Here is a 14,253-nt window from a genome sequence, read left to right on the forward strand (position 1 = left end):
TGCTTCGGCAGAAAGCCCCTCCCCTCCCTTGCTAAGGGAGGGGAGGGGGTCGGGGAGAGGGGAGCGGTTCGCTCCGCCCTCACTCGCCTCGCAGTTGGGCGTTCAACGCCCGTTTGAGGGCTTTGATGATGCGCTTGCGGATTTTAGCCGCGTCTTTGTCGGTCAGGGTGCGGCTCATGTCCTGGTAGGTCAGGCGGTAGGCCAGGCTCTTCTTGCCCGTGCCGATTTGCTCGCCCCGGTACACATCGAACAGGCGCACATCCACCAGGCGCGCGCCGCCTGCCTTGCGGATGACCGCCTCCACCTCGGCGGCAGGGGTGGCTTCGTCCACCACCACGGCCAAATCTTCGATGACCGGCGGGAAGGGGGAGATGGCCCGCAAGGGGTAGGTGTCGGGGATCAGGTCAATCAGCGCGTCGGCGTCCAGTTCGGCGGCCAGCACCGGGGCGCCTTGCAGGTCGTAGCGGGCTTGGGTTTCGGGGTGCAGTTCGCCGAAGGTGCCCAGGGTGATGCCTTCCACCTGGATTTGGGCACACTTGCCGGGGTGGAAGGCGGGGTGCTGGGCCGGGGCAAAGGTGGGTGCGGGCAGGTGCAGGGCTTCGATAAGGGCTTCGAGCAGGCCCTTGAGGTCGAAGAAGTCCATGTGCGGCGGCTCGCCGCCCTCCCAATGGGGCAGGGTGCGCGGCCCGGTGAGCAGGATAGCCAGGCGGCGCGGCTCATCAGGCAACAGCTCGCCCTCACGCGGGTGGAACACTGGCCCCAGGTCGAAGAGGGCCTGCCGCTTGCGGAAGCGGGCGTTGGCCTCGGCCACTTCCAGTAGGCCGGGCAGCAAGTTGCGCCGCATGGCCCGCCGCTCCGGGGCGATGGGGTTGACCAGTTCCACATAAGGCTGCTCGGCCTCGGCAGGCACCAGACGGGCCTCCCGCTCCGGCGCGCTCAGGCGGTAGGTGATGATTTCCTGTAGCCCCAGGCTGACCAGGATGTCGCGCAGACGCTCTTCCCGCTCCAGGTCGGGGTTGGGCCGCTGGGGCGGCAATTCGTCGGCGATGCGCGTTTCGGGGATGTGGTCGTAGCCGTACATGCGGGCGATTTCTTCCATGATGTCCGCCTTGCCGATCACGCCCTCGCCGATGTCCAGGCGGTGCGGCGGGGTCTGGATGCGGATGCGGTCGCCCTCCAGGGTGCAGGTGAACTCCAGCGGGGTCAGCAAGTCTACAATGTCCAGCGGGGTCAGCGAGATGCCCAGGGCGCGGTGCACATCTTCGGGGGTAATCTCCACCACTGGGTCCTGCGGGGGCCGTGGATATTCATCCACAAAACCTTGAGCCACCACCCCACCACTCCACTGACGCAGGAGTTCCAGAGCACGGCGCAGGCCCACTTCGGCCAGGGCGGGGTGCACCCCGCGGGAGAAGCGGTAGGCCGCCTCGGAACTCATCTTTTGCTTTTGGGCGGTGCGGCGGATGTTGATGAAGTTCCACGAGGCCGCCTCCAGGAGCACATTGCGGGTGGTCTCGGTGACCTCGCTCTCGGCACCGCCCATGATGCCCGCGATGGAAAGGGGTCCGGCGGTGTCGCACACCAGCACGGTCTGGTCGTCTAAGGTGCGCTCGACGCCGTCGAGGGTGGTCAGTTTCTCGCCGGGGCGGGCGGTGCGGGTGATGATGGTGGGCGGCTGGCCCCCGGCGCGGCGCACGAGCACATCGTAGTCAAAGGCGTGCAGCGGCTCGCCGGTTTCCAGCATCACATAGTTGGTGGCGTCCACGATGTTGTTGATGGGCCGCATCCCGGCCAGTTTGAGCCGCCACTGAATCCAGAAGGGGCTGGGTTGGATTTTCACATCGCGGATCAGACCCAGCATGAAGCGCGGATTGAGTTCGGGGTTGGTGATTTGCAGGGCCACCTGGCCGAAGATGGGGTCGCCCTCGGCCACCACATCCAGCGCAGGCTTGCGCAGGGGCTGGCCCAGCAGGGCGGCGGTTTCGCGGGCCACACCCAGGATGCTGGCGTTACGGGCCATGTTGGGTGTGATGGCGATGTCCAGCACGGCGTCGCCCAAGTATTCGACCAGGGGCGTCCCCGTGGGCGCGTCGTCGGGCAGGTAGAGGATATCCTCCATCTCTTCCGAGATGCCCAACTCTTTTTCGGAGCACACCATGGAGTAGGACACCACGCCCCGGATTTTGGCCCGCTTGAGGGTGATGAGTTTCCATTCGGGGCTGTGGCCGTCGTAGAGGCGGGCGCCTTCGCGGGCATAGGCCACTTTGAGGGGCTTTTCCAAGTTCTGGCCCTTGAGCCGCAGCAGCGAGGGCGCGCCGGTGAGCACGATGTGCTCCTGTTGGCCGTCGTCCAGGCGGCAGAGCACCAGGCGGTCGGCGTTGGGATGGGGCATGACCTCGTGGATGGCGCCGACCACGAACTTCTCGGCGGGCCATTCCAGGCCGGACACTTTGAATTCGTGCCGCCCCTGGGGTTGGGGCAGGCCCACATAGCGAATCGCCTCCACCTCCAACCCGGCCAGGGTCAGGCGGTAGGCCAGGTCTTCGATGGGGATGTTGATTTCGACGTATTCTTTGAGCCAGGAGAGGGGAACTAACATGGGGGCCTCCGGAGTTGATTGGTCAGTTGGTGGATTGGTTACCTGGTCACCTGGTTGCTTGGTCAATTGGTGGGTTACTTAGCGTGGCGGCGTTGTTGGGTGCGGAGAAAGCGGCCATAGCCTCACACCAAACTTCCAGGTTTTCCAGCCCTCGGTTCACGCCTACCTCCACGCCAACTTACAAGACCAAGTAACGAAGTAACCAAGAACCAAGTAACAAACTAAAACTGCTCCAAAAACCTCAAATCACCACTCCAAAAATACCGAATATCCTCGATATGGTGGCGCAGCATGGTGATGCGTTCGGGGCCCATGCCGAAGGCGAAGCCGGTGTATTTTTCGGGATCGTAGCCGCCGTTGCGCAGCACCACAGGATGCACCATCCCGGCGCCCAAGATTTCCAGCCAGCCGGTGTACTTGCACACATTGCACCCCTTGCCGCCGCAGAGGAAGCATTCCACATCCACCTCGGCGCTGGGCTCGGTGAAGGGGAAGTGGCTGGCGCGGAAGCGCACCCGCGCCGTGGGGCCGAACATGCGGCGGGCGAAATCGGCCAGGGTGCCTTTGAGGTCGCTGAAGGTAATGTTGCGGCCCACGGCCAGCCCCTCCACCTGGGTGAACTGAATCTCCGAGCGGGCGGTGATGGCCTCGTAGCGGTACACCATGCCGGGCAACACCACCCGCAGCGGCGGCGGGTTTTCGGGCAGGGGGCCTTCGCCCGTGTAGCCTGTGGCTTGGCGCATGGCATGAATCTGCCCCGGTGAGGTGTGGGTGCGCAGCACCACGGGATACGTCTCCCCGTCGCCGCCGGACTTCATATAGAAGGTGTCCTGCATCTCGCGGGCCGGGTGGTGGGGCGGGATGTTGAGCAGTTGGAAGTTGTACTCGTCGGTCTCCACCTCGCGGGAGCGCAGCACCTGAAAGCCCATCTCGGCGAAGATGGCGGTGATGCGGCGGATGGTCTGGGTGACCGGGTGCAGCCGGCCCGGCGTGGGCCGCCGGCCGGGCAGGGTCACATCCAGGCGCTCTTGCTCCACGGAACGGCGTATGGCCTCCTGGCGCAGGGCCTCGGCCCGCTCGGCGTAAGCCGCTTCCATCTCCTGGCGGATTTCGTTGGCCCGTTTGCCCGCCAGGGGGCGCTCCTCGGGGGACAGTTGCCCCAGCCTGGGGAAGACTTGCATCAGCGGGGACTTGCGCCCCAAGTGGGCCACCCGCCAGGCCTCTAAGGATTCGGCGTCCTGCGCCTGGACCAGAGCCTGCAAGGCGGTTTCACGGATGCGTTCCAATTCGTTCAGCATAGGGCCTCCTGGGTTCACACAGGGTAGAAAAAGAACACGCCCATCCCCTCAAGGGACGGGCGTGGTTCCCGCGGTACCACCCTTGTTGGCCGCGCGAAGCGCGACCCACTCCTTACACCCACGGGCAGGGCAACCTGCCTGCCGATGGGCTCCCCGAGTAACGCCGGGGCTACGGCCCGGACTACTACGCCTTTTGGCGATTCACCCGGGCGGCTCGGGAGGGAACTTCAGCCGGTTTCTACCGAGGGCGGGTTCCAGCCTGTGCCCGCCCCTCTCTGGCGGCTTCCGCGCCGGCTTACTTTCCTCCGTCGTCGCCGTTCTCCGTTTCAATGTTGGCTTAATTGTCCCCAAAACACGGGGTTTGTCAAGGGAAAGTGCAGCGGTGGTCGTCCAGGGGAACAAAAAGCCCCCATGTGTCATGGACACATGGGGGAAAACAGGGGCTGAGGCAAAGCCGTCCACCAGGAAGGCGATGGCCTCACAAAGGGTTAGGGCTGCGCGTTCGGTGCGGTCTGGCCCCAGGGGCACTGACCGTCAAAGCCGCCCTGCCCATAGCCGGGCATCCCGTTGGCGTTGGGGGCGAACCCCTGGCCACCGTTGCGGTAGCCCCGCCCGCGGCCCTGGAAACCCTGGGCGTCGAACATGGGGCCGCCCGGCGCGTGGCTCTGCATCCACTTGGCCTGTTCGGAAGAAAGCACGCCGTCGGCCATGGCGGCTTGTCGAGCGGCGTCGCGCGCGGCTTCCATCTTGGCGCGGATTTCATCCGCGGAGAACCCTTGCTCGGCGGCGTAGGCCCATAGGGTGGTGCCCGACTGGTGCAGGGCGTCAAACTCGGCCTCGGTCAGTCCGAAGGCCTCGGCCATGGCCTCTTCCATGTAGGGCTCCAGGAGCCCCTGGCCGCGACTCATCTCGCCAAAACCTTGCGCTCGGCCGCGCGGCGTTTGGGTGGGCGGCCACGCTTTGGCCTTTACCACGTGGGCCACGCCCAGGGCGGCCACGGCCACCAACAGGCTCAACGCGATTCCAAACCAGATTTTGCGCTTCATGGTGTTTTCTCCTTATTGTTGAAGGGATTTTTGTTTCGGACAAAGGCAACCCTTGTTGGTTACGCCCCTATCGTAGCGCGGCCATGTGAAGAAAAGGCCAACGAAAGGTCAAGAAATGATGAAGATCGGCGTTTGAGGGAGGGGGGAGGGCTTTTTGTCCGGCCTTGGGGCCAAGGTGGTGTACAATTCGAGAAAGGAATGGGCAGATGGCCTCAATCGAGGAAAGGGAGACATGAAGGACCTTCGAGACCGGGTGGCGTTGGTCACTGGAGCATCGCGGGGCATAGGGCGGGCCACGGCTCTGGCTCTGGCCCGCGCCGGGGCTCATCTGGCGCTGGTGGCCCGACGGTCCGGCCCGTTGGAAGAGGTGGCCGCCGAGGTGAGGGCTCTGGAGCGTCAGGCGCTGGCCCTCCCGGCTGATGTGCGTGTGGAGGAGCAATCGCGCCAGGCCGTGCGCCGCGCCCTGGCGCACTTTGGCCGCCTGGATGTGCTGGTGGCCAACGCAGGGGTGTATTATCGCAGCCCCATTCGCTCTCTCTCGGTGGACATTCTGCGTCAATCCTTAGCCGTGAACTTTTACGGCAGTGTGTACTTTGTCCTGGAGGCGTTGCCGCATATGCTGGCGCGGGGCCAGGGGCACATCGTGCTGATCACCTCCATGGACGGCAAGAAGGGCATCCCCCCCGATGCGCCCTATGTGGCCGCCAAGTTCGCCCTGAGCGGCTTCGGCGATGTGCTTCGCCAAGAACTGTGCGGCACCGGGGTGGATGTGAGCGTGGTCTTTCCGGGTCGGGTGGATACGCCGATGATCGCCGACTTGGAGGTGCCCTGGATCTCGGCCAAGATCCCGCCCGAAGCCGTGGCCCGCGCCGTGGTGCGGGCTATCCGGCGCCGTCGCGCCGAGGTCATCGTGCCCTTTCAGGCGCGGCTGCTCTACGCCGTCCAATGCGCTGCCCCCACCCTGGCCGATTGGGTGGTGCGCACCTTCCACCTGGAGGGAAAGCCCAAAGCCCGCTAAGCGAACCCAAGGAGGAAATCATGGCTGCCTTGCAAACCGCTTTTCGCCCCCACATTCCCCTGCATCCGTGGTTGCGCACCTTAGAAGTGGCGTTCGTGCCCCCGGAGCGACCGCTCCCTTTGGTGGCGGAGGTTTTCCGGGGGCTGGAAACGGCTTTTCGCAGCCAGGGGCATCGTGTGGTCTCGCCCCCCAGGGCGCACACCCCCGTGCTTTTCACCGCCGCGCCCTTTGGCGAGCCCGTCAACTGGCGCCGCGCCCTGATGTTCACCGCCCGGCGGCGCTTTGATATGCAGGTGACCCCGTTGGTCTGGACCGTGGTCCCTGTGACGCCTCAACGCTGGCAGGAGGAACTCGCCCGCCTGGTGCAGGCCCTGAGCAAGCCCGCCCCGCAGGCCGAGGACTTCGCCTACCCCGGCCTGGCCTCGACGGCCTGGCGTACCCTGGTGGAGCAGGGACGGCGCGGCGGCCCCATCCTGGCCCTGGAGCGGGTGGTGCAGGCCCAGGCCAAAAGCATTCGCGTGCTGCTGGTGGTGGGGGAAGACCATCCTCAGGAGGCCTACCTTTTCGACCTGGTGGGCGCTCATCCGCGCATCCCTGCCGAGGACCCGAATTTCTTTTACGCTGACCTGGTCTTGCGCATCGTCACCGCCGCCAGCACGCGCGAAGTCACCGACCATGTGGTGGTGGGCGACCTCATCGCTGCCGAAACGTGGCAGGCCCTGGAAGCCCCTCGCGCCATGCGGCGCGCCGCCGCCGAACTAGGCCGACGCGACTTCTTCACCCCCATGGTGCGCATCAGCGACCTGGTGGCCGTGCCCGCCGTAGAGGCCAGTATCAGCAGCCAGTACAGTGAGGGTTGCTTTGCCACCTGGGAGCCGCGCCTCAATGCCCTCATCGCGACCGTGACGGGGAGCGCCCGCCCCGTGGCCAAGGACGCCATCACCGACGACGATTTGGCTGTTATCGTGGGCGTGCGTCCCGACGGCCAGGGGGCCTTAGTGCGCCATGTGGAGGGCAAGCGCAACGACCCGCCCTCCTCCGAGGCGGTGGAACTTTTCGACATGGACGCCCCGCTGCCGCGGGTCGACTGGCACGGCGCCACCGTGCCCGTGGCGCGGTCTAAACTGCACGGCCACCGCGGGGTGCGGGCGTTCGACCCCACCCTGGTGGAATTCGTGCCCCTGGACGAGGCGTACTACCACCTCCCTGTTTCCTGCGCCACCGACGCCCAGGCGCGAGGTATCAAAGGGGCCTTTGCCCGCTCCCAGGCGCTGCGCAACCCCGCGGACCCGCGGCAAATTGTCTTCACCGTGCTGCCCGGTCACGGGCTGGTCATGGTCGAGAAGTGGGTCCCTGGCAAGGCGCCCTTTCAGGTGATGTGGGAAGCCATGGATGCCGGGCGCATCGTGATTGATTCCCGGGTGTCCCAGGGGCCGTTTACCTACGAGATGAACGCGGAAGGACAGATGGCCTTGAGGGAGACGAACTGACCCCTGGGGTGGGTACCCCCACGGGGGGAGTGGCACTTCCCCGGGGGGGGGGCAGCCCGGCGGGATATGGGGGCTAGATCGTTTCCCAGGGGAAAAACGTCCCCCTTGAGGTCCTTCCGCACCCAATTTCCAGGATTTGGAGGCGTGAAGATGGCTGAACTGCAAGGCAAAGTGGCCGTGATCACCGGCGCGTCGCGGGGCATTGGCCGGGCCATCGCCGAAGCCCTGGCCCAAGCCGGGGCGGCGGTGGTGGTGTCGAGCCGCAAGCAAGAGGTGCTAGACGAAGTGGCGGAAGCCATCCGCGCGGCAGGGGGGCAGGCTTTGACCGTGGCCGCCCACACGGGCGATTCTGGGGCCGTGCAGCGTCTCATCGAGCGCACGGTGGAGACCTTTGGGGGCGTGGACATTCTGGTGAACAACGCGGCTACCAATCCCCACTTTGGCCCACTGCTGACTGCCGAGGAAAGCCACTGGCAGAAAATCCTCGATGTGAATTTGGTGGGCTACTTCCGCACGGCCAAGGCCGTGGTGCCGCATATGGAGCGGCGCGGCGGCGGGAAAATCGTCAACATCGCCTCCATCGCTGGGCTGACCCCCTTGCAGGCCATGGGGGTCTACAGCGTGGCCAAAGCCGGGGTGATCATGTTGACCAAGGCCCTGGCCCTGGAACTGGCGGAGCGCAACATCCAGGTGAACGCCGTAGCGCCGGGGCTGGTGAAAACGCGCTTTAGCCGCGCGCTGTGGGAGCCGGAGGATATGCGGGAGCGGGTGCTGCGTCTGGTGCCGCAAAAGCGCTTTGCCGCGCCCGAGGAGATCGCCGCGCTGGTGCGTTATCTGGTCTCCCCAGAGGCGAAATTCATCACCGGCGAGGTGATCGTCATCGACGGCGGCCAGCACCTCTCGGCAGGGCGGTTGGCCTGAAGCGTGCAAGGCCATCGACGCCTCAGAGCGGAGCGCCTCCTCAGAGCCGCGAAGTCGAAGGGGCGGTTCGCCATGACAGGAAAGGGGTGGCTTCTTCGGCCAACGTCGCAGGTCCTGACATGAAAGGGAGGGCCCACCGTGGCCTATGCACATCTTTGTGGCAGGAGGCGGCGATGTTCGTGGCGAAACAACTGGCCGATGCTGTGACCTGGGGGCGGGCGTTGATTGCCGTTATGCTCTTCTGGCTGGGGTTCAGCGCCGGGGCGTCGGGGCTGCCCTGGGCCGTGGCGCTCATGCTCCTCGCCTGGACGGCGGATTCGGTGGATGGCGCCCTAGCCCGGCGCAGTTCGCGGCGCTACCACACCTGGATCGGCGACCACGATCTGGAGGTGGACATTCTCGTTGCTTTGGGGTTGTTGGGTTATCTCACTTTGAGCGGTTGGGTTTCGCCAAAGCAAGCCGGGCTTTACCTGGCGCTTTGGGCGCTGGCCTTTCTATTCTTCGGTTATGTGCATGTACTGGGGGAACTGGTGCAGGCCCCCATCTACGGCGATTTTGTCTGGGTCGCGTGGCGTCATGCCCCGTCGGTGGGTTGGCTGCTCCCGGCTTGGATGGTGGCCGCCATCGTGGTCACCTGGCCGCGTTTCCCCGAGGAGAAGGTGAAAGGGTTTTTGCAGGAAATGGCCGAGTTTTTGGGCCGTGCCTCGCGGCGTTAAGGCGGCTTAGCAACGCCAGCGGGCGAAGGGCCGCGCCCGGCGGGCGACGAAGGCGGCATAGGCCGCCTGTAGGCGCCGGGTGACCGGCCCCGGGGTTCCCGTGCCCACGGGTTGCCCGTCAATGCGCACGATAGGCACCACGCCCCGCGAACTGCTGGTCAGAAAGGCTTCGTCCAGGGTGAGCACTTCTTCCACAGGGAGCATGGCGTAGCGCAGCGGGAGGCCCAGTTGCCGCACCAGATACAACACAGCCCGGCGGGTGACGCCGTAGAGCACGCCGCGCCGGGCCGTTCCCACCACGCCCCCGCGCACGAAGAAAAAGTTGCTCGTTAGGCCCTCGGTCAGGCGTCCCCGGCGCACCAGCAGGCCCTCGTAAGCCCCTTGTTCGCGCACCTGGCGGCGTTGGGCCAGGCTTTCGCGAATGAAAGCGGTGCGTTTCAGTTCGGGCCGGCGGCGGGTGAGGGGCACGGTGACCACTTCCACGCCCTCGGCGTAGATCTCCGGGGGCGGTGGTGTGAAGGGAGTCGCCAGGACGGTGAGGGACCCGTCGGCCAGGCTGAGCACCAGGCGGAGGCGCATCTCCCGGGGGCGAAGGGGGAGCAGCAGGCCGTCCAGCAGGCGCGGTATGACGGCCAGAGGCCCTTGAGGCGTGACGCCCAAGTCGGGCAAAGGGCGATACAAACGACGCAGATGGGCGCAGAGGCCCAGGGCCTTGCGCCCCTGGTCGAAGGTGCGCAGGGTGGTGTACAGCCCCGGCGGCAGGGCCAGGGTGGCTTCGTCCAGGGTCTCCCCCTGGGGGCTGAACGGCACGGGATGCTCGGGCGGCGTGATGCGCCAGGCGTAGAGGGGCATCGGTGGGTCCTCTTGTTTTCTTGTGGTTGCTCCAGGGATGCGTGTCTTCTTCTTGAAAAACCCTGGATTGCCGCATCTGGGTGTTGATTTTCGTTCTCAATTGTGCCATACTGGGAAAAATCCTTCAAACCCAGCACAAGGAGGCCCCCATGGAACGAGGTTGGAAGGAGTGGCGCCGAGAACTCATCGATGTGGCCATGGGCCGTCGCCCGGCCGACCTGGTCATCCGCAACGGACGTTGGGTCAGCGTGCAATCGGGCGAAATCCTACCCCACACCGATATCGCCGTGGCCCAGGGACGCATCGCCTACATCGGTCCCGACGCCAGCCACGCCATCGGCACCGAAACCGAGGTGGTGGACGCCGGGGGTATGTACCTGGTCCCCGGGCTGCTGGACGCCCACATGCACATCGAATCGGGCATGGTCACGGTCACCGAATTCGTGCGCGCGGTGATCCCCCACGGCACAACGGGGATGTTCGTCGATCCCCACGAAATCGCCAATGTGTTCGGCTTGAAGGGCGTGCGCCTGATGGTGGACGAGGCGCGGGTGCAGCCCATCCACGTCTGGGTGCAGGTGCCCTCCTGCGTGCCTTCGGCCCCCGGCGTGGAGACCTCCGGCGGCACCATCACCCCCGAGGATGTGGCCGAGGCCATGGCCTGGGAGGGCGTCATCGGCCTGGGAGAAATGATGAACTTTCCCGGCGTGTTCCAGGGGGATGAAAAGATGCTGGCCGAGATGGCCGCCACGGCGGCTGCTGGCAAGGTGATCGGCGGGCACTACGCCAGCCCGGACCTGGGGTTGCCCTTTCACGGCTATGTGGTCGGTGGCCCCGAGGACGACCATGAGGGCACGCGGGTGGAAGATGCCATCGCCCGCGTGCGCCAGGGCATGAAGGTCATGTTGCGCTTCGGCTCGGCCTGGCACGATGTGGCGGCCCAGGTCAAAGCCATCACCGAACACGGCCTGGACCCGCGCCACTTTCTGCTTTGTACCGACGACAGCCATGCCGAAACCCTGGTGACCGAAGGCCACATGGACCGCGTGGTGCGTCACGCCATCGCCCAGGGGCTCCCGCCCATCACCGCCATCCAGATGGCCACCCTGAACACCGCCGAGCACTTCGGCGTGGCCCGGCAAGTAGGCCTGCTGGCGCCGGGGCGTTGGGCCGACATCCTGCTGGTGCCCGACCTGGCCGATTTCCGCCCCGCACGGGTGTACGCCAAAGGGCGCTTGCTGGCCGAAGATGGACGCCTGCTCATCGATCTGCCGCCCTACCCTTATCCCGATTGGGCCTGTCAGTCGGTGCAGCTGGCTCGTCCGTTGACCGCCGAGGACTTCCGCCTGGTTGCCCAGGCCAACCCCACCGCGCGGGTGCATGTCATCGGCGTCATCGAGAATCAGGCCCCCACCCGCCATCTGGTCATGGAAGTGCCTGTGCAGGACGGCGAAATTCGCCCCGATCGGGAGCGCGACCTGGCCAAAGTGGCGCTAGTGGAACGCCACCACGGCACCGGAACCGTGCAGGTGGGCCTGGTGCACGGCTTCGGCTTCACCGCACCGTGCGCCATCGCCTCCACCGTGGCCCACGACAGCCATCACATGCTGGTGGTGGGCACCGACGAGGCGCAGATGGTGCTGGCGGCCAACAAGTTGGCCGAAGTCGGCGGCGGCCAGGTGGTGGTCAAAGACAGCCAGGTCATCGGCCTGGTCCCCCTGCCCATCGCCGGCCTGATGTCCGACGCGCGAGCCGAGGAGGTCGCCCGTCAGGCCGCCACGGTGTTGGCGGGCTTTCGCGCGTGCGGCTGCACACTGAACAACCCCAACATGCAACTCAGCCTGCTGGCCCTGGTGGTCATTCCCGAACTGCGGCTTTCGGACAAAGGGCTGGTGGATGTGACGCGGTTTGCTTTCGTGCCCGTGGTGGAAGACGGTGCGTCTTGAGGGACACAGGTTCCGAGCCTTCTCTTCCCCTTGCGATGATGCCGTAAGTTGAGTAAAGCAGCCGCTCAACTTACGGCATTATTCTTGCGTTGTCGCCTCGCCGGGGTGGGCCAGTTTGGCGATGGTGGCCCCCTCACCGCCCTCCTGGGGCAGCGCCGGTTCCACGGCCACCACATGGGGGTGCTGACGCAGGGCGACCCGCACTGCCTGGCGCAGTTTGCCCGTACCCTTGCCGTGCACGATGCGCACGAAGGGCAGCCCGGCCAGGTAGGCCTGGTCCAGGTGGCGTTCCAGGGCTTCCAACGCCTCGTCCACCGGCATCCCGCGCAGGTGCAGTTCCGCGCCGGGCGAGGGTACTTCGGGCACCCGCACGGTGCCCCGCTCCTCAGCCTGGCGCGGGGGAGCAGGCTCGTCCAGCACGCGCAGTTGGCGCACGGGCACCCGCACGCGCATCGCGCCCACCAGCACCTCGGCTTCGTCGTCTTCCAGCGCGGCTACCTCGCCCTGGGCGTTCAGCGGGGCCACATAGACCCGGCTGCCCACTTGCAGGGGCAGAGGGCGCGCGAGGGGGCGGAATTTTTCTAAAGTGGTCTCGGTTTCTTCCAGCGCCTCTTGGGCTTCTTCCGCCAGGGCTGCGGCGGCTTCGGCCACTTCTTCCACCGGCGTGGTGTCTTCTCCCAGGGCCTCCAGGCGCCGACGAAGGCGGCGCACCTCGGCCCGCAGACGGGCTAACTCGTCCAGGGCCTCCTGACGGGCCTGGGCCAGGACTTCTTCGCGCCGGGCCTCCAATTCTTGCAGGCGTTGCTCCAGGTCTTTACGCAACTTGGCGGCTCGCTGACGCTCGCGTTCGGCGCGGCGGCGCTCCCGGCGGGCGATGCGCCGCTGGCGGTGGATTTCGTCCAGCAGGTCGTCGGTCTTCAGGTCCGCTGGGTTGACCGCCTGGCGAGCGGCTTCTAGAATCTCGCGGGGCAGCCCCAGCCGTTGGGCGATGAGCAGGGCGTTGGAGCGCCCCGGCAGGCCGATGGTCAGGCGGTAGGTGGGCCGCAGGGTGCGTGGGTTGAACTCCACGCTGGCGTTGACCACGCCGGGGGTGGCGTGGGCGTAGGCTTTGAGTTCGGGGTAGTGGGTGGCGACCAAGGTGGTCACCCCGCGTTGCACGAAGTGGTCGAGAATGGCCCGCGCCAGAGCCGCCCCTTCTTGCGGGTCGGTGCCCGCGCCCAACTCGTCCAGCAACACCAGGCTGCGGCGGTCGGCCTGCTTCAGGATACGCAGGAGGTTGCGCAGGTGCCCGGAGAAGGTGGAGAGGGATTGCTCGATGGATTGCTCGTCCCCGATGTCGGCGTAGATGCCGGAGAACACGGTCAGGGTGGCGCCTTCCTCGGCGGGGATGAACAGCCCCGATTGGGCCATGGCGGCCAGCAGCCCGGCGGTCTTCAGGGTGACGGTCTTGCCGCCGGTGTTGGGGCCGGTGATGACCAGAGCCCAGGTATCTTCGTCCAGCACCAGATCGATGGGCACCACCTGGGCCGGATCCAGCAGGGGGTGCCGCGCGCCCAAAAGGCGGAGCACACTCCCCGGGTGCGGTCCCTCCCCCTGGATCCGGCGGAAGGGCACCAGGCGGGGTTCGGTGGCGTCCATCTGAGCGGCCAGGTCCACCTTGGCGAAAAGCAGGTCCACCGCCCCCAGGGCCTCCACCAGGCTGGTCAGGGCCTGGGCGTGCTCTGCCACACGTTGGGTGAGGGCGCGCAGCAGGCGCTGGATTTCCTCCTCGGCGGCCCGCTCTAATTTGCGCAGGCGGTTGTTGGCCTCCACCACGGCCAGCGGCTCGACGAAAAGGGTCTGGCCCGAGGCAGACTGGTCGTGGACGATGCCCGGAAGTTGGCCTTTGAAGTCGGCCTTGAGGGGCAGCACATAGCGTCCGGCGCGTTGGGTGACGATGGGCTCCTGGAGCATGGGGGCGATTTTGGGGTCGCGGGTCATGCGCTCCAGGCGGTCGAGCAGGCGGCGGTGGGTGGCGCGGTATTCGCTGCGCAGACGGGCCAGTTCGGAGGAAGCGTGGTCGGGTACCTGGCCTTCGTCATCCACCACCTGAGAGATGGCCTCGATGAGCCCGGTTGGAGGCTGTAAAGGGGCGGCGAGGTGGGCCAGAGGGCCTTTGGCCAGGGCACGATGCAGCGTTCGGGCGACGGTCAGGGTGTCTTTGACTTCCAGCAGGGCCTGAGGGGTAAGGATGCGGCCCCGACGGGCAGCGGTTAGCGAGGGGCGCAGGTCGTGGGCGCCACGCAGGGTGAGGCCGGGATGGGTTTCGCGCACTTGCCGGGCTGCCGAGGTCTCGGCCAGCCAGGCCTGGGCGCGGCGTAGGGAGCC

At 66.4% G+C, this 14,253-nt stretch carries 10 protein-coding genes and 1 other annotated feature; of the genes, 5 read left to right on the plus strand and 5 right to left on the minus strand.

Annotated features, from left to right (window positions below; translation table 11 throughout):
• Positions 1-79: 79 nt before the first annotated feature.
• The 3 genes from G4O04_04980 to G4O04_04990 form a co-directional block, all read right to left on the minus strand.
• The gene (locus tag G4O04_04980) at positions 80-2,599 is read right to left on the minus strand and encodes a phenylalanine--tRNA ligase subunit beta (protein ID HEY57875.1); all 2,520 of its coding nucleotides are present in this window, start codon (positions 2,597-2,599) and stop codon (positions 80-82) included.
• A 221-nt stretch (positions 2,600-2,820) separates the two neighbouring features.
• Positions 2,821-3,897: a phenylalanine--tRNA ligase subunit alpha gene (gene pheS, locus G4O04_04985; GenBank protein HEY57876.1), complete on the minus strand. Its 1,077-nt coding sequence runs from the start codon at positions 3,895-3,897 to the stop codon at positions 2,821-2,823.
• A 48-nt stretch (positions 3,898-3,945) separates the two neighbouring features.
• Positions 3,946-4,218 (minus strand) — a binding site (T-box leader).
• 167 nt (positions 4,219-4,385) lie between these two features.
• Positions 4,386-4,943 carry a hypothetical protein gene (locus G4O04_04990; GenBank protein ID HEY57877.1) on the minus strand — a complete coding sequence of 186 codons (558 nt, stop codon included), beginning with the start codon at positions 4,941-4,943 and terminating at the stop codon, positions 4,386-4,388.
• 232 nt (positions 4,944-5,175) lie between these two features.
• Between G4O04_04990 and G4O04_04995 the strand changes: the two genes are divergently transcribed.
• From G4O04_04995 to G4O04_05010, 4 genes are all read left to right on the plus strand, one after another.
• The gene (locus G4O04_04995) at positions 5,176-5,961 is read left to right on the plus strand and encodes an SDR family NAD(P)-dependent oxidoreductase (protein ID HEY57878.1); all 786 of its coding nucleotides are present in this window, start codon (positions 5,176-5,178) and stop codon (positions 5,959-5,961) included.
• 20 nt (positions 5,962-5,981) lie between these two features.
• Positions 5,982-7,451, plus strand: coding sequence for a hypothetical protein (locus G4O04_05000; protein ID HEY57879.1), 1,470 nt, complete (start codon positions 5,982-5,984; stop codon positions 7,449-7,451).
• 150 nt (positions 7,452-7,601) lie between these two features.
• Positions 7,602-8,372 (plus strand): SDR family oxidoreductase, encoded by a 771-nt coding sequence (locus tag G4O04_05005; protein ID HEY57880.1) that lies wholly within the window; start codon positions 7,602-7,604, stop codon positions 8,370-8,372.
• A 173-nt stretch (positions 8,373-8,545) separates the two neighbouring features.
• The gene (locus G4O04_05010) at positions 8,546-9,088 is read left to right on the plus strand and encodes a hypothetical protein (GenBank protein HEY57881.1); all 543 of its coding nucleotides are present in this window, start codon (positions 8,546-8,548) and stop codon (positions 9,086-9,088) included.
• A gap of 6 nt (positions 9,089-9,094) precedes the next feature.
• On the opposite strand, the gene G4O04_05015 is transcribed toward G4O04_05010, so the two are convergent.
• Complete coding sequence (locus tag G4O04_05015) at positions 9,095-9,940, minus strand: hypothetical protein (GenBank protein HEY57882.1); 846 nt, start codon at positions 9,938-9,940, stop codon at positions 9,095-9,097.
• Positions 9,941-10,089: 149 nt separating this feature from the next.
• On the opposite strand from G4O04_05015, the gene ade reads away from it, so the two are divergent.
• Complete coding sequence (ade, locus tag G4O04_05020) at positions 10,090-11,886, plus strand: adenine deaminase (protein HEY57883.1); 1,797 nt, start codon at positions 10,090-10,092, stop codon at positions 11,884-11,886.
• Between the two features lie 78 nt (positions 11,887-11,964).
• On the opposite strand, the gene G4O04_05025 is transcribed toward ade, so the two are convergent.
• On the minus strand, positions 11,965-14,253 hold a 2,289-nt coding region (locus tag G4O04_05025), incomplete at its 5' end, for an endonuclease MutS2 (GenBank protein ID HEY57884.1).

This window comes from Anaerolineae bacterium, from assembly GCA_011176535.1.
Taxonomy (GTDB): Bacteria; Chloroflexota; Anaerolineae; order Anaerolineales; family DRMV01; genus DUEP01.

Excerpts from the sequence above, each read along its gene's own strand:
- G4O04_05005 (HEY57880.1), top strand. The coding sequence starts at position 7,602 with ATGGCTGAACTGCAAGGCAAAGTGGCCGTGATCACCGGCGCGTCGCGG.
- G4O04_05010 (HEY57881.1), top strand. The coding sequence starts at position 8,546 with ATGTTCGTGGCGAAACAACTGGCCGATGCTGTGACCTGGGGGCGGGCG.
- G4O04_05000 (HEY57879.1), top strand. The coding sequence starts at position 5,982 with ATGGCTGCCTTGCAAACCGCTTTTCGCCCCCACATTCCCCTGCATCCG.
- pheS (HEY57876.1), bottom strand. The coding sequence starts at position 3,897 with ATGCTGAACGAATTGGAACGCATCCGTGAAACCGCCTTGCAGGCTCTG.
- G4O04_04990 (HEY57877.1), bottom strand. The coding sequence starts at position 4,943 with ATGAAGCGCAAAATCTGGTTTGGAATCGCGTTGAGCCTGTTGGTGGCC.
- ade (HEY57883.1), top strand. The coding sequence starts at position 10,090 with ATGGAACGAGGTTGGAAGGAGTGGCGCCGAGAACTCATCGATGTGGCC.
- G4O04_04980 (HEY57875.1), bottom strand. The coding sequence starts at position 2,599 with ATGTTAGTTCCCCTCTCCTGGCTCAAAGAATACGTCGAAATCAACATC.
- G4O04_05015 (HEY57882.1), bottom strand. The coding sequence starts at position 9,940 with ATGCCCCTCTACGCCTGGCGCATCACGCCGCCCGAGCATCCCGTGCCG.
- G4O04_04995 (HEY57878.1), top strand. The coding sequence starts at position 5,176 with ATGAAGGACCTTCGAGACCGGGTGGCGTTGGTCACTGGAGCATCGCGG.